16 protein-coding genes are annotated in these 16,075 nt (G+C 67.3%); 10 read left to right on the top strand and 6 right to left on the bottom strand.

The features are described 5' to 3' along the window. The first annotated feature begins 132 nt into the window (after window positions 1-132). The 3 genes from M3M28_RS05105 to M3M28_RS05095 are packed head-to-tail and all read left to right on the top strand — an operon-like array spanning window position 133 to window position 2,486. Entirely contained in the window at window positions 133-357 is a 225-nt protein-coding gene (locus M3M28_RS05105) for a DUF3107 domain-containing protein (RefSeq protein ID WP_249387736.1), read from the top strand. Window positions 358-359: 2 nt separating this feature from the next. Further along, window positions 360-686 (top strand): hypothetical protein, encoded by a 327-nt coding sequence (locus M3M28_RS05100; RefSeq protein WP_249387735.1) that lies wholly within the window; start codon window positions 360-362, stop codon window positions 684-686. A gap of 9 nt (window positions 687-695) precedes the next feature. Continuing rightward, complete coding sequence (locus tag M3M28_RS05095) at window positions 696-2,486, top strand: helicase HerA-like domain-containing protein (RefSeq protein ID WP_249387734.1); 1,791 nt, start codon at window positions 696-698, stop codon at window positions 2,484-2,486. Here the strand turns inward: M3M28_RS05095 and glsA are convergent. Then, a complete protein-coding gene (gene glsA / locus M3M28_RS05090; protein WP_249387733.1) occupies window positions 2,483-3,691 on the bottom strand; it encodes a glutaminase A in 1,209 nt (402 codons plus the stop codon). The two genes, M3M28_RS05095 and glsA, sit on opposite strands and share 4 nt — an antisense overlap. After that, entirely contained in the window at window positions 3,688-4,335 is a 648-nt protein-coding gene (locus M3M28_RS05085) for a hypothetical protein (protein ID WP_249387732.1), read from the bottom strand. Before M3M28_RS05085 ends, glsA begins: the two co-directional genes overlap by 4 nt. A 128-nt stretch (window positions 4,336-4,463) precedes the next feature. Here M3M28_RS05085 and M3M28_RS05080 point away from each other — a divergent pair, with 128 nt between their 5' ends. Then, entirely contained in the window at window positions 4,464-5,885 is a 1,422-nt protein-coding gene (locus M3M28_RS05080; RefSeq protein WP_249387731.1) for a DEAD/DEAH box helicase, read from the top strand. A 3-nt stretch (window positions 5,886-5,888) separates the two neighbouring features. On the opposite strand, the gene M3M28_RS05075 is transcribed toward M3M28_RS05080, so the two are convergent. Continuing rightward, the gene (locus tag M3M28_RS05075; RefSeq protein WP_249387730.1) at window positions 5,889-6,770 is read right to left on the bottom strand and encodes a PHP domain-containing protein; all 882 of its coding nucleotides are present in this window, start codon (window positions 6,768-6,770) and stop codon (window positions 5,889-5,891) included. Window positions 6,771-6,834: 64 nt separating this feature from the next. On the opposite strand from M3M28_RS05075, the gene M3M28_RS05070 reads away from it, so the two are divergent. The 3 genes from M3M28_RS05070 (at window position 6,835) to M3M28_RS05060 (ending at window position 10,721) form a co-directional block, all read left to right on the top strand. Continuing rightward, window positions 6,835-7,869, top strand: coding sequence for an endonuclease/exonuclease/phosphatase family protein (locus M3M28_RS05070; RefSeq protein ID WP_249387729.1), 1,035 nt, complete (start codon window positions 6,835-6,837; stop codon window positions 7,867-7,869). Between the two features lie 90 nt (window positions 7,870-7,959). After that, a complete protein-coding gene (locus M3M28_RS05065) occupies window positions 7,960-9,378 on the top strand; it encodes an aminopeptidase P family protein (protein WP_249387728.1) in 1,419 nt (472 codons plus the stop codon). Window positions 9,379-9,467: 89 nt separating this feature from the next. Then, window positions 9,468-10,721, top strand: a complete 1,254-nt coding sequence (locus M3M28_RS05060) for an IS30 family transposase (RefSeq protein WP_431193859.1) — start codon at window positions 9,468-9,470, stop codon at window positions 10,719-10,721. Window positions 10,722-10,781: 60 nt separating this feature from the next. On the opposite strand, the gene M3M28_RS05055 is transcribed toward M3M28_RS05060, so the two are convergent. The 3 genes from M3M28_RS05055 to M3M28_RS05045 form a co-directional block, all read right to left on the bottom strand. Further along, window positions 10,782-11,741, bottom strand: a complete 960-nt coding sequence (locus tag M3M28_RS05055) for a permease prefix domain 1-containing protein (RefSeq protein WP_249387726.1) — start codon at window positions 11,739-11,741, stop codon at window positions 10,782-10,784. A 2-nt stretch (window positions 11,742-11,743) separates the two neighbouring features. Continuing rightward, window positions 11,744-12,106, bottom strand: a complete 363-nt coding sequence (locus M3M28_RS05050; protein WP_249387725.1) for a PadR family transcriptional regulator — start codon at window positions 12,104-12,106, stop codon at window positions 11,744-11,746. A 130-nt stretch (window positions 12,107-12,236) separates the two neighbouring features. Continuing rightward, window positions 12,237-12,950 (bottom strand): YflT domain-containing protein, encoded by a 714-nt coding sequence (locus tag M3M28_RS05045; RefSeq protein WP_249387724.1) that lies wholly within the window; start codon window positions 12,948-12,950, stop codon window positions 12,237-12,239. Between the two features lie 58 nt (window positions 12,951-13,008). On the opposite strand from M3M28_RS05045, the gene M3M28_RS05040 reads away from it, so the two are divergent. The 3 genes from M3M28_RS05040 to M3M28_RS05030 are packed head-to-tail and all read left to right on the top strand — an operon-like array spanning window position 13,009 to window position 16,070. Further along, window positions 13,009-14,388: a magnesium transporter MgtE N-terminal domain-containing protein gene (locus tag M3M28_RS05040; RefSeq protein WP_249387723.1), complete on the top strand. Its 1,380-nt coding sequence runs from the start codon at window positions 13,009-13,011 to the stop codon at window positions 14,386-14,388. After that, window positions 14,381-14,965 carry a DUF1003 domain-containing protein gene (locus tag M3M28_RS05035; protein ID WP_249387722.1) on the top strand — a complete coding sequence of 195 codons (585 nt, stop codon included), beginning with the start codon at window positions 14,381-14,383 and terminating at the stop codon, window positions 14,963-14,965. Before M3M28_RS05040 ends, M3M28_RS05035 begins: the two co-directional genes overlap by 8 nt. Beyond that, entirely contained in the window at window positions 14,958-16,070 is a 1,113-nt protein-coding gene (locus M3M28_RS05030) for a P-loop NTPase (RefSeq protein ID WP_249387721.1), read from the top strand. The genes M3M28_RS05035 and M3M28_RS05030 overlap by 8 nt, the downstream gene beginning before the upstream one ends. Window positions 16,071-16,075: the final 5 nt, after the last annotated feature.

Raw genomic sequence — 16,075 nt, 5'->3', positions numbered from 1 at the left:
CCACCGACATGAATCGCTCAGCCTCGACTGCACGCCACCGGCGAACGCCGAGCGGATGTGATGGGAGCGGCAAGTAGGCTAGGGCCACACGCCATATCGATCAGGCGAAGACGCATAACGAAAGGCCTAGACGTGGAACTGCGCATTGGCATCCTGCACTCCCCTCGCGAACTCGCGTTCGAGACCAACCAGACGGCGGCCGAAGTCGAGCAGGCGCTTGCCGACGCGGTGGCGAGTGACAACGGCATCGCGCGCTTCACCGACGACCGCGACCGCGTGTTCCTCGTGAACGCCGAGAAGATCGCCTTCGTCGAAATCGGTGAAGAGGCTCAGCGTCGCGTCGGATTCGTCGCATAGCGATGGAGGTCTTCTTCGCCGGCATCTTCGGCATCGTCATCGGCCTCATCAGCTATTCCTTCGCGAAGCCGAAGGATGCGGTTGGCAGCGCCCTCCTGCCCGCGCTCGGCGGCATCACCGCCCTCCTCTGGTGGGTCGTCGCGACCTGGGGCGCTCGCCTGCTCGGGCTCACCTGGCTCCACTACGACGCGTTCTGGATCTGGGCGCTGCTCGTCATCTTGACCGCGGCGGTCACCGTGCCCGTCGCGCTGTCGCTGCCCCGCCAGCGTGCTGCGGCCGATGCCGACCTGCTTGACCGTCTCAGCCACCGGAGTCGCGTGCGTGCGTAGTCTGTTCGCATGGCGAATGACTCCGTTGATCCCGTAGCAGCTGCCCGCGAGGCCCTCGAAAAGGCCCAGGCCGAACTTGCCGCCGCGGAGGCGGAAGCACAGCAGGCCGCCGACCCCGCCGTCGAGGGACAGGCTTCCGAAACGACCCCCGAGCCAGCGCTGGAAGCGCCCGCTGCGGACGCGAAAGCGGAGTCACCGAGCGGCCCGCTCACCGACGCAGACGTTGAGGCGATCCGCTCGGGCTACTCGTTCGACGCGCCCGCGCTCGAACTCGGCGCGCTCGTCAACGGTGAGGTTGACGCCGGCGTGCCCGTGCGCATCCCGCTGGCGATGACCAACCGCCACGGCCTCGTCGCCGGCGCGACCGGAACCGGTAAAACCAAGACGCTGCAGGTCATGCTCGAGCAGCTCTCGGCTGCCGGCGTGCCGGTCTTCGCGGCCGACATCAAGGGCGACCTCTCGGGCGTCGCGAGCGAGGGCACATCGAGCGATGGCCTGCTCGCCCGCACGAAGTCGATCGGTCAGGACTGGCAGCCGACCGCGTTCCCGAGCGAGTTCTACAGCCTCGGCGGGCGCGGCACCGGCGTGCCCATCCGCGCGACGGTGTCGGGCTTCGGCCCGCTCATGCTCGCCAAGGTGCTCGGCCTCAACGAAACGCAGGAGTCGAGCCTCGGGCTCGTCTTCCACTATGCCGACCAGCAGGCCCTGCCCCTCGTCAATCTCGACGATGTGCGCTCGCTGCTGCAGTACCTCACCTCCGACCTCGGCAAGAGCGAGCTCGAGGGCATCGGCGGCGTCTCGAAGCAGACCGCTGGCGTGATCCTGCGCGAGCTCACGAACTTCGCCGCGAACGGCGCCGACGAGTTCTTCGGCGAGCCCGAGATCGACACCGCCGAATTCCTCCGCACCGCAGCGGATGGGCGCGGCATCGTCTCGCTGCTCGAGCTGCCGAGCGTCGCGCAGCAGCCGCAGCTGTTCTCCACATTCCTCATGTGGCTACTCGCCGACCTGTTCTCGGCGCTGCCCGAGGTCGGCGACCTCGACAAGCCGAAGCTCGTGTTCTTCTTCGACGAGGCGCACCTGCTGTTCGCGGACGCGTCGAAGGAATTCGTCTCACAGATCGTGCAGACCGTGCGACTCATTCGCTCGAAGGGCGTCGGCATCTTCTTCGTCACGCAGACACCGAAGGATGTTCCCGACGACGTGCTCGCGCAGCTCGGCTCGCGGGTGCAGCACCAGCTGCGCGCGCACACCCCGAACGACGCGAAGGCCCTCCGCGCGACGGTGCGCACCTACCCGAACTCGGGGTACGACCTCGAGCAGGTGCTGACGCAGCTCGCGACCGGTGAGGCGATCGTCACGGTCATGAACGAGAAGGGCGCGCCCTCCCCCGTTGCCTGGACGCGGATGCGGGCGCCGCAGAGTTCGATGGACCCGACGCCCGCCGCACAGATCGAAGCGACCGTGAAGGCGTCGCCGCTGCTCGCCAAGTACGGCACCGCGGTCGACCCCGAGTCCGCCCACGAGATCCTCACCGAGAAGATGAACGCCGCATCGAAGGCGGCGCAGGAGGAGGAGGAACGCGAGGCGGCCGAGAAGCAGCGCGCGAAGGACGAAAAGGAGCGCGCCGCCGAGGAGAAGGCGCGAGAGCGCGCGAACCGCGGCTCCACGACGCGCAACCGCACGAGCTCGCGCCGCGACAAGTCGGTTGTCGAGGAGGTGCTTGGCTCGCGCGCGGCACAGAGCGCGGTGAAGGAAGTCGTGCGCAGCGTGTTCGGCACGCTGTTCAAGAAGCGCTAGGCGCGGCGCAGGACGTCCTTCGGGTCGTCGATGTGCAGAGGGTGTCCGTCGAGGCCAAGTCGGCGGATGCCCTCGTTGATCATTCGGAGGGCCACCCGGTCGGCCGAGGTCACGCGCGAAAAGTCGAGGTGCACCGGCAGCTCGTTGATGGGGATCTCCTCGAAGGCGCGCAGCACGCGCTCTGACTGGGCGAAGCGCAACGGCCCCTGGAACGCGAGGACGACGCGCGTTTCGGGGGCTTCGTCGATCGTGAACGTGTGCACCGCGGCGTCGCTCGCGGGCGGCACGCCCATGAGGTGAAGTCCCATATCTTGGCTGAGCCGTTCAAAGAGCGCGACGCCGCGCACCGAGTTGCCGAAGCCGTCGAGCCGCGGCGAAAACGTCGCGGCGCCGACCTGGCCCGGCAGCACGCCGAAGATGCCGCCGCCGACGCCGGACTTCGCGGGGATGCCCACGTCGGTCATCCAGTCGCCGGAGGCGTTGTACATGCCGCAGGTGCTCATGACCGAGAGCACACGCTGCGCGGTCTCCTCGCTCACAACTCGCTGGCCGGTTACCGGGTTCACGCCTCCAGTGCCGAGGGTCATGCCCATCACCGCGAGGTCGCGCGCGGTGACGCGGATCGCGCACTGCCGGGTGTACCCCGCGACGACCTCGCTCGGCTCCAGCTCAAAGTGCCCGATCGAGCGAACGAGGTAAGCCAACGACATGTTGCGATACGACGTGCCGATCTCGGAGTGATACACGTCGAGGTCGACCGAGAGCTCGCGCCCCGCGAACGCCGACAGACCGGCCCGCACGTGCTCGAAGCGCTCCGCCGCTGTCCAGTCGTCGGGCGCCGTGAGCGCGTACGTCGTGATCGCGCCGATGTTGATCATCGGGTTGTCGGGGCGGCCCGTCTCTTCGTCGACGCTCGCCGAGTTAAACGGGTCGCCGCTCGGCTCGACATTGACGTGTGCCTCGACGCCGGCCGCGCCGCGCGTCTCGAGCGCAAGTGCGTAGGCAAAGGGCTTCGACGCAGACTGGATCGAGAACTCGACCTCGGCATCCCCCGCCTCGTACTGGGTTCCTTCGGGCGTGCAGAGCGCGACGCCGAACTGATCGGGGTCGACATTCGCGAGTTCGGGAATGTAATCGGCCACCGCGCCGCCGTCGAAGCACCCGAGCATCGTCTCGCTCAGGTAGTCGGGCAGCGGCGTCTTCATGCGGCGAGCTTGAGCGCGTTCATGCGCCGCGAGTGATTGGCGAGCAGGACTCCGGCGAACTTCTCGGCCCCGGCTTCGGCACCCTCGACGAGCGAGTCGGCGCTCTTGCCCGGTTCGATACCGGCGAGTTGGCGGGCCCACACGACGGCGTCGCCGGCGATCCGGCGCCCCCACATCGCGAGGCGGTCGTCGACGTGAATGTCACGCTCGAAGAGGGCCTTGAGCGTTTCGATGATCGCGTCGTGCCACGGCGCCCAGTCGAGCTCGTCGCCGAGGTCAACCGGGGGCTCGCCCAGCTCGCCGAAGCCGACCAGCGCATCCCGCACGATGCCGTTGACAATAAAGAGGGAGAGGAGTTGCTCGTAGGCGTTGCGCCCGCTGACACGCGCCCAGAGTTCGTCGAGCTGCTTCGTCACGAGGTCGGAGTCCTCGCCGTTTGCCGGTGCCGGCACGAGTTCGCGGATGCGCGCCATCTCCTCGCCCTCGGGGCTCGTCGAGAGTTCGCGTTCGAGGTCGCCGAAGGAGCTCCGCGCGCGGCGCAGGGTGCCTGCCGCAACGTCTCGGAGGTGCTGCGGCGCGGGCGCCAGCTGCGCGAACGGGTTCGACTCGGTAGCCGAGGACTGGGTTTCGTCGTCACTACTCACGGCGTCATCCTCTCACGCGCGGGATGCGAAATCGCAGCCCGGAGTAGGCTGGTGCGCGGTGCTGTCGACCGCACCCGTGCGCCCTGGAGATTTCGGGCGCCCATGATCCACCTGAATAAGGGCTATTTGTGAAGTTTTCTGAACTCGGAGTCGCGCCCGATCTTGTCGCGACACTCGCCGAAGACGGCATTGAAGAAGCGTTCCCCATCCAGGAACAGACCATCCCACTGGCGCTCAAGGGCCAGGACATCATCGGCCAGGCCAAGACCGGTACTGGCAAGACTCTCGGCTTCGGCCTGCCGCTGCTGCAGCGCCTCGGCAAGAACCCCGAGCCCGGCGTGCAGGCGCTCGTTGTCGCACCGACCCGCGAGCTCGCGATGCAGGTGTTTGAGGACCTCGACCGCGCGGCCGCCCAGCGTGGCACCGTCGTCGTGCCGATCTACGGTGGCAAGGCCTACGAGGGCCAGATCGACCAGATCAAGGACGGCGCGCAGGTTATCGTCGCCACGCCCGGTCGCCTCATCGACCTCATGAACCAGCGCATCATCTCGCTGAAGAACGTGCACGAGATCGTGCTCGACGAGGCCGACAAGATGCTCGACCTCGGCTTCCTCCCCGACATCGAGAAGATCTTCGCCGCCGTGCCGCAGGTGCGCCACACGATGCTGTTCTCGGCGACGATGCCCGGGCCGATCCTCAACCTCGCCCGTCGCTTCATGACGCAGCCGGTGCACATCCGAGTCACCGACCCCGACGAGGGCGTGCTGCAGAAGAACATCCGCCACATCGTCTACCGCGCGCATCCGCTCGATAAGGACGAGCTGATCGCGCGCATCCTGCAGGCCAGCGGCCGCGGCAAAACCGTCATCTTCATGCGCACGAAGCGCGCCGCCGCGAAGCTGCTCGAGGAACTACGCGACCGCGGCTTCTCGGCCGCCGCCGTGCACGGCGATATGAACCAGGAGCAGCGCGAGCGCTCGATGGCCGCGTTCAAGGGCGACAAGAAGGATGTGCTCATCGCGACCGACGTCGCGGCGCGCGGCATCGACGTTGACGACGTCACCCACGTCATCAACCACACGATCCCCGAAGACGAGAAGACCTACCTGCACCGCGTTGGCCGCACCGGGCGCGCCGGCAACTCGGGCATCGCCGTGACGTTTGTCGACTGGGACGACCTGCACCGCTGGTCGCTCATTTCGAAGGCGCTCGAGCTCGGCGAGGATGACCCCCGCGAGACCTACTCGTCGAGCCCACACCTGTTCGAAGAGCTCGACATTCCCGAGGGCACGAAGGGTCGCCTGCCCGGCGCGTCGACGCGCGGCAACGACACCCCACCGAAGGAGGCAAACCGTTCGCGCTCGCGTTCGCGCAGCCGCAAGCGCACGATCGGCGGTGCCGCCAAGGGCGCCCGCGGCGAGGGCACCTCCGCGGAGGGCGCTACCACCGAGGGTGTCGAGCCGTCTCGCGCGCCGCGTCGTCGCCGTCGTCGCCGCCGCGGTGGCGGCTCGGGCGAGGGCTCGGCGGCCGCCGAGACCAGCGCCGAATAGGCGCTATCGTTCTCGGTGCGGCACGACGGGCTTCGTGCCCGTGGCCCGCGCAATAATTCGTTCCAGCTCGGCGGGATCCGTAGTGTTCTCGCCGAGCTGGTTCGGCTTTCCGGCGCCGTGGTAGTCGCTCGAGCCGGTCACGATGAGCTCGTGCTTGCGCGCGTAACCACGCAGCAGCGACCGCGCGAGCTCGTCGTTCTCGCGGTGCCCGATTTCGACGCCGTCGAGGCCCGCCGCAACGAGCTTCGGGAAGTTGCCGTCGCTCATCGCGCGCCGCCCGCGGCTCCCGCCGTGCGCAAGTACGGCGACGCCGCCCGCCTCGTGGATGAGCTCGATCGCGTGCGTCGGATGCGGCGCGCGGTGCGGCTGAAAGTACCCGCCCTGCCAGTGCAGGATCGACGCGAACGCCTCGTTGCGGTCGGCGACGAGGCCCTTGCGGGCGAGCGCATCGGCAATGTGCGGTCGGCCGATCGTCGCGCCCTCTTGCGCCTCCGCGAGCACGTCATCCCACTTCAGCGGGAAGTCGCGGCCGATCGCCTCGACCATCCGCTCGGCTCGGGTCACGCGATCGTTGCGGATGCGGTCGAGTTCGGCAACGAGGTGCCGGTCGTGCGGGTCGAGCAGGTACCCGAGGATGTGCACCGACGCGAGCTCGATCTGCGTCGAGAATTCGATGCCTGGGATGAGCGTGAGGCCGAGCCGGCGCGCGGCGGCGCCCGCCTCATCCCAGCCCGCCATCGTGTCGTGGTCGGTGAGCGCGATCGTGCCGAGCCCCGCATCCGCAGCCGCCTGAACGACCTGAGCCGGCGACTCCGTGCCGTCGGACTCGTTCGAGTGCAGGTGCAGATCGATCGGCTTGGCGGGGTCGAAGGGGCGCGTGCTCATGCTTCATGGTAGGCCGAGTTCACGCGCCGCTTTCGGCAGCCGGCCCAGGTACCCTTGAGCGGTCATGTCGAAACGCAAACGAATCTCGCCGGCGTGGGGCATCATCGGCGGCCTGCTCGGTGTTGTTGTTCTCATCTGCGGTGTTGTGCTCATCTGGCCGCAGTTGTTTGGCTTGCAGCGCACGCTGCCCTTTACCCAGCTCATTTCCTTCCGCCTGGTAGGGCTGCTCTGCCTCGGCGCGGCGCTGATTCTCGTGCTGATCCTGCTGCTCATCTCGCGCCAGACGCGCGCGCTGTTCGGCACGACCGCCGTCATGCTCACGCTCGTGCTCGTCGTCGGCAGCGGCATTTACCTCGTGCGTGGCCTCGCAACGAATGTGCCGGTGAGCAACGTCGAGGGGTCGATCAAGGTGCTGAGTTGGAACACGCTTGGCAATGAGCCGGGCTCGCCGACGATCGCGCAACTCGCCCTCGAGCGCGAGGCCGACGTCGTCGTGCTGCCCGAAACCACCGAGGACATGGGCGTCGAGATCGCTGGCATCATGTCGGAGCAGGGCAGCCCGATGTGGGTGCTCTCGAACAGCGGCGCGCCCGGCTACGCGGCGGCCGAGACGACGATTCTCATCTCGTCCGACCTCGGCGAGTACCAAATCAACTCAGAGCTCGGAGACACGTCGGCGCTGGCCACGGTCATCGCCGAACCAGTCAGCGGCGACGGCCCGCGGTTCGTCGCGGCGCATCCGATCGCCCCGACGCCGCAGTACATGGACCAGTGGCGTTCCGACCTCGAGTGGCTCTCGACCGTCTGTGACGGCAACACGATTCTCGCGGGCGACCTCAACGCGACGATCGACCACATGTGGGGGCTCGGCACGAGCGATGGCGCGACCCTCGGCGAGTGCTTCGACGCGGCGCAGGCTGCCGGCGCTGCCTCGTCGGGCACCTGGACGAGTGGCCGGCCGCCCATGCTCGTGCCGGCGATCGACCACGTGATGTCGACGTCGCAGTGGGAGGTCACCGGCTTCGAGGTCGTCACATCGGCCGACCGCGCCGGCTCGGACCACCGCCCCGTCTTCGCCGAACTCTCCCCCGCCTCCTAAAGAAGGGGGTTGAGTGGTCACTTGTTGTAGTTCTGGCGGTGCCAGAACTACAACAAGTGACCACTCAACCCCCAGTGGGAGAATGGGGGTATGAGTGAGACCGCCACAAGCAACCACGACCGCGCCGCCGCGGAAGGCGACGCACAGACTAAGAACGCGAACCGCAGCACCACCCCCGGTTCGACGTTCTTCCGCGACTACATTTCGCAGGGCTGGGAGGCCCGCCAGGACGAGCCGACCCCGCGCTCCGAGGTGGCTCCGTACGCTAAGGCCCGCCGCGACGCCATTTCGGCGCTGCACCACGGTGAGCGCCTCGTCATCGCCGCGGGCGACACGAAGGTGCGCTCGAACGACGACGACTACGCCTACCGCGCGCACTCGGCGTTCGCGCACCTCACCGGCTGGGGCTCGGCAACAGTGCCTGGCTCGCTGCTCGTGTTCGAGCCGACCGCCGACGGCCACGAGGTCACGCTGTTCTTCCGCAAGGCCGCGGGCCGTGACACCGACGAGTTCTACGCGAACCCGGGCATCGGCGAGTTCTGGACCGGCCCCCGCCCGAGCCTCGAGCAGGTGAGCGCCCAGCTCGACATCGCGACCCGCGACCTCGGTGAGTTCTCGGCCACCCGCGGCGACGTGAGCGAGGCCGACCCGCAGCTCGCGCAGGAACTCAGCGAGCTCCGCCTCGTCAAGGACGAGTGGGAGGTGCAGCAGCTGCGCGACGCCGTTGCCGCGACCTCGAACGGCTTCGACGACATCCTGCGCGCCCTGCCTCGCGCCACCGAGCATCCGCGTGGCGAGCGCGTCGTCGAGGGCGCGTTCACGGCCCGCGCGCGCCTCGAGGGCAATGATCTCGGCTACTCGACCATCGCCGCGTCGGGCCCGCACGCCTGCTACCTGCACTGGTCAACGAACGACGGCCCCGTGCTGCCGGGCGATTTGATTCTCGTCGACGCCGGCGTCGAGGGCGATTCGTACTACACCGCCGACATCACGCGCACGATGCCGATCGACGGCACCTTCACGCCGGTGCAGCGTCGCGTCTACGAGGCCGTGCTCAAGGCGGCCGACGACGCGTTCGCCATCGTCAAGCCCGGCATCACCTTCCGCGAGGTGCACGAGACGGCGCTCGCCTCCATCGCGAAATCGCTGGATGCGTGGGGCGGGATTCTGCCGATGTCGCTCGAGGAGGCGCTCAAGCCCGAGCACCAGCCGCACCGTCGCTACATGGTGCACGGCACGAGCCACCACCTCGGCCTTGATGTGCACGACTGCGCCCAGGCCCGCCGCGAAATGTACCTCGACGGCATCCTCGAGCCCGGCAACGTGTTCACGATCGAGCCGGGCCTCTACTTCCACCCGGGCGACCTCACGGTGCCGGAGGAGCTGCGCGGCATCGGCGTGCGCATCGAAGACGACATCGTCGTCACCGAGACCGGCGCCGAAAACCTCTCGGCCGGCATCCCCCGCTCGGCCGACGACGTCGAGGCATGGCTCGCCGCCCACCGCTAACCAAGAGCAGTTGAGTGGTCACTTTTTGTAGTCTCACCGCCGGCGGATTCGTGGGGTGAGTGCAACTCCCTGATTGTCAGGGGTGTTGGATGTATCGGCTTGCGGATCGGGTTCGGGCGATTGAACGGGTGTTAGACGGCACTCCGGTACGGTCGCGCCAGTTGTGGCCAGGGGTGGGCGTGCGAACGTTGTTCCGATGGCTTCGATGGGCAGGAGTACGGATGCAACGAGGGCGACCCAGTGACACCCGCTCGAGTGTGGTGTTTCCCGACCCGATCGATCCGGCGTCCTCGCCGGGCACGGGACACGGCCGGCGGCTGCAACTTGGGGACCGGATACTGATCCAGCTCGGGCTGGAACAGGACCTGTCCCAGGCACAGATCGCGGAATTGATCGGGTTCTCTCGTGCGACGGTGTCGCGAGAAATCTCGCGCTACCAGCTCGTGTTGACCACGGGCGCGGGGCAAGAAACGCAGTACAGCGCCAAACTCGCGCAGTACCGTGCAGACCATGCACGCGCTCGTCCGAAACCCCGAAAACTTGACCACGACCCGCGGTTACGGCGGGTCGTGGTCGGGTTCCTCAACAAGCAGGTGTCCCCGCCACAGATCTCGGCCCGGCTCCCGGTCGAGTACCCGCGGGATGCGGCGATGAGGGTCAGTCACGAAACGATCTACCAAGCCTTGTACGTCCAAGGTGCGGGGTCGTTACGGCACGAGTTGAAGGTCGAACACGCGTTGCGGTCGAAACGTACCGGCCGCAAGCCCCAGTCGAGACTCCCGGCCCGGAATCAACGGCCGTGGTTGGACGGGTACCGACTCGCGGACCGTGATGAGCAACTCGCGGCCGCGCATGCGGGGCGTGCGGTGCCCGGGCATTGGGAGGGTGATCTCGTGGTTGGCCCGAACAATTCCGGGATTGTCACGTTGATGGAACGCGCGAGTCGGTTGTGTCTGCTCGGGCGTCTTCCCGGGGTTCGGGACTCCGCGACCGTGATCGAGGTCCTCACGGGCATGGTCGCGCAACTGGCGGATGCGGTGTTGGCATCGTTGACGTGGGATCAGGGCACGGAGATGGCGCAGCATCGTCAGTTCACGGTCGCGACAGGGTGTCCGGTGTTTTTCTGTGATCCGCACTCGCCGTGGCAGCGGCCGAGTAATGAGAACTTGAACGGGCAGTTGCGGTGGGACTTTCCCAAGGGCACGGATTTCAACCGGGTCACGGACCGGGAGTTGCGGCTGGTGCAAGACCAACTCAACTCCCGGCCTCGTGTCGTGTTGCAGGGCTACACCCCGGCTGAAAGACTTCAGCAACTCATCGATGGAGTTGCACTGACCACCTGAAGCCCCCGGCGCCAGAACTACAAAAAGTGACCACTCAACTGCTGCTTAGACGGGGCGGGGTTAGGTGTCGGTGGTGTTGCGGATCGAGTGGATGAGCGTGGCGATGAACGCAAACAGGATGCCCGCGACCGGCCAGACCATCCACGAGATGTGCCAGGCGTTCCAGCCGAAGCTCCAGACGAGGAACGCGGCAACCATGAGCAGCCAGTACGGCCCCGCGATGCGCGAGATCATCGAGTTCGACTTCTGCTGCTCCTCGTTCACGAGCGCGAAGTTGCCCTCGCCAAGCAGTCGCTCGAGCGCGCTGCGACGCAACGAGGCCTGCAGGATCAGCCCGACGCCGAGCGCGACGCCGACGAAGATCCAGACCGCCGCCCCGTCGCCGACGCCGAGCCCATTGAGCGTTGCTGTGCCAGCGACGCCGAGGATGATGAGCATGATGCCCGCCACGAGCATCGTCACAAACAACGTCTGCCCGGCACGCTTACGTGCGCGAACCTCTCGCTCGTACGATTCGTCGAGCTGAATGCGCTGGCCCACGAAGTGCTTGAACTCCTGGCCCTGCATACCGCCGACCACGAAGAGCCCGACCGCGATGGCGACCGACACGAGGAAGATGCCCCCGCCAAACGGAGAAAGCTCGGACTCGCTCGCGCTCAGCAACACGTTCACGCTGAGACCGGCCATGATGACGGCAAGCCCACCGCCGATCAGCCACGCCATGCGGCCCCGGCTGCGAATCAGCGCCTCGCCCTCCTCGCGACTGACGTAGACGACGTTCTCTGCCTCGGCCGCGCCCTCGAGGTGGGTGCGAATGCCGAGGTCGTCGGCGAGGTCGTCGAGGTTGCCAAACTGCGTGATGACACGGCCGACGGCCTCGTTCTCGCTGACTCCCTCGGCGAGCAGTTCCTGGTAGCGGTCGAGGCTCATCTGCTCGAGCTCACCGCGGGCGCGCAAAACATCGGGCGTGCGCGGAAGCCCGCGGAACATGTGGTCAAGGTAGATGGTGATGGCGTCCATGGCTATGCCCCCTGTTGCTGGCTGGATGCGGTTGGTGCGGGAATGTCACGAATAAAGCGGCGGATGAGGTCGACAGTGCGATACCACTCGGCCACTTTGTCGCGGTAGCTGCGTTGCCCCGCCTCGGTGAGGCGGTAGTAGGTGCGCGCACGACCGTGGGTCTCGGAGCCTTTGAACGAGGTGATCGCCCCGGCCTTCTCGAGCCGCCGCAGGGCCGAATAAAGCGTCGTTTCCTTGAGCTCGTATTCGCCCTGTGCGAGCAGTTCGATGCGCTTCGAGATTGCGTAGCCGTACGACGGCTCGTCGAGCAGCGACTCGAGCACGAGCACGTCCACATATCCGCGAATCACTTCTGCGCTGATCATCTGTAGCTCCTATGTCTGACGTAGTAGTTACTTTGTCACACGTACTACGTCACGTCAAGTACTTTCCGGACAAAGAAAGACGCGGCACGAAGATCGACTCCGTGCCGCGCCGTTCCAGGCCCCGCTCGACCTACGCTTCGCCACGCTCCTGCTTGCGCCGCAGCTCATCCTGCATCTCGCCATATGTCTTTGGCGGGCCCGCGGGTGCTGCCGGCTTCGGCGCATCCTCACCGCTCGCCTCGGGCGCGCCCGCCTGCGGCGACGCAGCGGGCTGCCCGGGCTCCACCGACTGACCGGGCCACTGCTGCTGTTGTTGCTGCGCACCGGGCCAAGCCTGCGGTGCGACAACCCGCTGCCCCTCCGCGTGGCCGCCACGCAGGATGCTCGTGGCATCGTTCGCGAGCTCGTTCGGCACGATGATGTCGAATCGCCCCGCCGTGAGCTGCATCATCGAGGTGAACTCGCGCTTGTTTGGTGTCATCGCGTAGACGATGAGCGACCAGATCACGCCGAAGGCGATCGAGAGCAGGAAGATGCCGACGAGCACGATGAAGTTCGTGATCGGGTTGACGATCATCCACATGAGCGACATGAACAGACCGATCATGACACCGGTCATGACGCCGTTGAGCGCCGTGCGACCGACGCTCATGCGCCCGGTCACGCGCTCGACCGAGCTGAGGTCGCTCCCGATGATCGAGATCGACTGCGCCGAGAAGCCCTCGTTCGCGATCAACACGTCGACTGCGTGCTTCGCCGCTTCATACGTCTGGTAGGAGCCGACGGTGCGGCCTTGCGGCAGCGTCGGGAATTGCGAGTTCAGAGCAGGACCGGGAGATGTCATACCGAAATTATCCCGCCAGATCAGGAGAAGAATCTGGGACACCACTAGCATTGGGCAGGTGAGTGCTTCGAAGGTTTTTGTCGCGCGCCTCGCCAACACCCCGGTCTTCGATCCCGACGGTGATCGGGTGGGACGCCTGCGAGATGTGATCGTGAATTTCCGCTCCGAACACGCGCCCCACGTCAACGGCTTGCTCGTCGAGGCCAGCGGTGCGCGCCGTCTCGTCTTCGTGCCGATGCAGCTCGTCACCGCGATCGGCTCAGCGCAGCTCATCGTCGAGTGGGACGAGGTCGACACCCGCACCTTCGAGCAGCGCGGTGAAGAGGTTCGTGTGCTCGCCGACGTACTCGACCGCACCGGCGTGCTGCGCGACAAAAAGGTCCGAGCGACGATCGAGGACGTCGCGATCGAAGAAGACGACGCCGGCGATTGGTCAATCGGCCAGCTCTACCTGCGCCTCCCCCGCACATCGAAGTTCACCTTTGGCAAAGCGCCCACGCGCTACGCCGATTGGGACGAGATCGAGCTCGACATCGAACCCGGCGACGAGGCCCAGGCCACCCAGTTCCTCACCGCGCACTCCGAGATGGAGCCGAGCGACCTCGCGGATGCCCTGCTCGAGTTGCCCGAGGGGCGTCGCCTCGCCGTCGTCGAAGAAATGCCGGATGAGCGGCTCGCCGATGTGCTCGAAGAGATGCACGAGGACGACCAGCTCGTCATCATCGAACACTTCGACCAGGAGCGCGCCGCCGACGTGCTCGACCAGATGCAGCCGGACGACGCGGCCGACCTGATTGGCCGCCTCGACGCAGCCAAGTCGGCCGCCCTCCTCGAGCTCATGGAGCCCGAGGAAGCCGAAGACGTGCGCATGCTGCTCGAGTTCGAGCCAAACACGGCCGGTGGCCTCATGACGACCGATCCGATCATCGTCTCGGCCGACACGACGATCGCCGAGGCGCTCGTGCTCATTCGCCGCAGCGAAATCGCGCCCGCGCTCGCCACCGCGGTGTTCGTGACCGCCTCGCCGTACGAACCGCCCACGGGCCGCTACCTCGGCCTCGTGCACTTCCAGCGGCTCCTGCGCTACCCGCCTCACGAACGCGTCGGGTCGATCCTCGACAACCGCGTCGAGCCCGCCCACACCTCCACCCGAGATATCGACGTCGTGCGTTCCCTCGCGCGGTACGACCTCGTAGCGCTGCCCGTCATCGACGATGACGACCGCCTCGTCGGCGTCATTACGGTCGACGACGTGCTCGACCACATCCTCCCCGACGACTGGCGCGCCAAGGCCGCGGCCGACGACAACACGGAGGGCCTCGGCCCCGTGACGGCCGCGATCTCGCTGCCCAAGCAAGCAAACCCCACGCCCATCGCCACCGAGGTGCGCCAGCGCACCGGCGGCACGGGGCGTCCGCCAGGAGGTGACCGTGGCTGAAATCGATCGCAACGATGAACTCTTGAGCGTGCCCAAGACGGCCAAGGCACCGAAGGCGAACCGCTCGCGCTCGAAGTCTCGCGACCGCACCGACCAGCGCGAGCAGCCGAAGGGCGATTTCGTTGGCCGCGTCATGGAATCGGTCGCGCGCGGCATGGGCACCCCGGCGTTCCTCATCATCCTCACGGTGTTCGTCGCGGTGTGGATCGCGTGGAACTCGCTCGCACCCGAGGCCTGGCGATTCGACTCGGCGGCCCTCGGCTTCATCGCCCTCACCCTCGCGCTCTCGCTCCAGGCGTCCTACGCCGCGCCGATGCTGCTGCTGGCCCAGAACCGGCAGGATGACCGCGACCGCGTCCAGATCGAGCAGGACCGCCAGCGCGCCGAGCGCAACACGGCCGACCTCGAGTACCTCACGCGCGAGGTTGTTGCGCTACGGATGCTCGTGAACGAGCTCGCGTCGAAGGACTTCATCCGCGCCGAGATCCGCGCGCTGCTCGAAGACATCGAGGAGCTGGGCGACGAAGACGACGAGCTGCCCGTGTCGGTCCAGGAAGGCACCGCGAAGCATGACTGAGTCGCGCGAAGCGAGAATCCTCGCCGAGCTCGCGACCGTCATCGACCCCGAACTGCGGCGTCCCCTCACCGAGCTCGACATGATCGGCGGCGTCACGGCCGAGCCGGGTACGCACGCGCACATCGACCTCCGGCTCACGATCGTCGGCTGCCCCGCCGCATCCCAAATCGAGCGGGATGTGCGGGCCGCGATCGAGCGCGCGATTGGCACCGACCCGTACGACCTCGACGTGGGTGTGATGACCCGCGAGCAGCGGGATGCGCTGACCACGCGGATGCGCGGCTCGCGGCCGAAAACGCATCCGTTCGGCAAGGACTCGCTCACCCGCGTGATTGCCGTCTCGAGTGGCAAGGGCGGCGTCGGCAAGTCGACAGTCACCGCGAACCTCGGCGCCGCCATGGCGGCCGAGGGGCTCGCCGTCGGCATCGTCGACGCCGACGTCTACGGCTTCTCGATTCCGGGCCTGCTCGGCATGGCGCCGGGCACGCAGCCGACACAGGTTGGCGAGCTGATGCTGCCGCCGGTCGCGCACGACGTGAAGGCGGTTTCGATCGGGATGTTCCTGCCCGACCCCGACGAAATCGTCGCCTGGCGCGGGCCGATGCTGCACCGCACGCTCGAACAGTTCCTCCGCGACGTGTTCTTCGGCGAGCTCGACGTGCTCCTGCTCGACTTGCCGCCGGGCACGGGCGACGTCGCGATCTCGCTCTCGCAGCTGCTGCCCGGCAGTGAGGTCGTCGTCGTCACCACCCCGCAACCTGCCGCCGCAGACGTCGCGTGGCGCTCGGGCGCGCTCGCTGCGAAGACCGGCCAGCGCGTGGTCGGGGTCATCGAGACCCTCTCGCCGGCTGCGCTGCCGAACGGCGACACCCTCGACCTTTTCGGCGCTGGCGGAGGCGAGGAGGTCGCGTCGCGCCTCGGCGCTCCCCTGCTTGCCCAGGTGCCGATCTCGACCGTGCTGCGCACCGACGGTGACGCCGGCACGCCGATCGTGCTCGCGCATCCCGACGCCCCCGCGGCCATCGCCCTGCGCGACGCCGCGCGCGCCCTCGCGACCCGCCCGCGCGGCCTCGCGGGTCGCTCGCTCGGCCTGCGGCCGAACTAACCCGC

Origin of the sequence: Gulosibacter sediminis, assembly GCF_023370115.1 — a bacterium.
GTDB lineage: Bacteria > Actinomycetota > Actinomycetes > Actinomycetales > Microbacteriaceae > Gulosibacter > Gulosibacter sediminis_A.
Note: the sequence above shows the minus strand (reverse complement) of the source record. Positions and strands in the feature narration are given on the sequence as shown.

Coding starts and splice junctions, on each gene's coding strand:
- M3M28_RS05055 (WP_249387726.1), bottom strand. CDS start 11,741: ATGGACGCCATCACCATCTACCTTGACCACATGTTCCGCGGGCTTCCG.
- M3M28_RS05095 (WP_249387734.1), top strand. CDS start 696: ATGGCGAATGACTCCGTTGATCCCGTAGCAGCTGCCCGCGAGGCCCTC.
- M3M28_RS05065 (WP_249387728.1), top strand. CDS start 7,960: ATGAGTGAGACCGCCACAAGCAACCACGACCGCGCCGCCGCGGAAGGC.
- M3M28_RS05050 (WP_249387725.1), bottom strand. CDS start 12,106: ATGATCAGCGCAGAAGTGATTCGCGGATATGTGGACGTGCTCGTGCTC.
- glsA (WP_249387733.1), bottom strand. CDS start 3,691: ATGAAGACGCCGCTGCCCGACTACCTGAGCGAGACGATGCTCGGGTGC.
- M3M28_RS05100 (WP_249387735.1), top strand. CDS start 360: ATGGAGGTCTTCTTCGCCGGCATCTTCGGCATCGTCATCGGCCTCATC.
- M3M28_RS05075 (WP_249387730.1), bottom strand. CDS start 6,770: ATGAGCACGCGCCCCTTCGACCCCGCCAAGCCGATCGATCTGCACCTG.
- M3M28_RS05045 (WP_249387724.1), bottom strand. CDS start 12,950: ATGACATCTCCCGGTCCTGCTCTGAACTCGCAATTCCCGACGCTGCCG.
- M3M28_RS05030 (WP_249387721.1), top strand. CDS start 14,958: ATGACTGAGTCGCGCGAAGCGAGAATCCTCGCCGAGCTCGCGACCGTC.
- M3M28_RS05070 (WP_249387729.1), top strand. CDS start 6,835: ATGTCGAAACGCAAACGAATCTCGCCGGCGTGGGGCATCATCGGCGGC.
- M3M28_RS05060 (WP_431193859.1), top strand. CDS start 9,468: ATGTATCGGCTTGCGGATCGGGTTCGGGCGATTGAACGGGTGTTAGAC.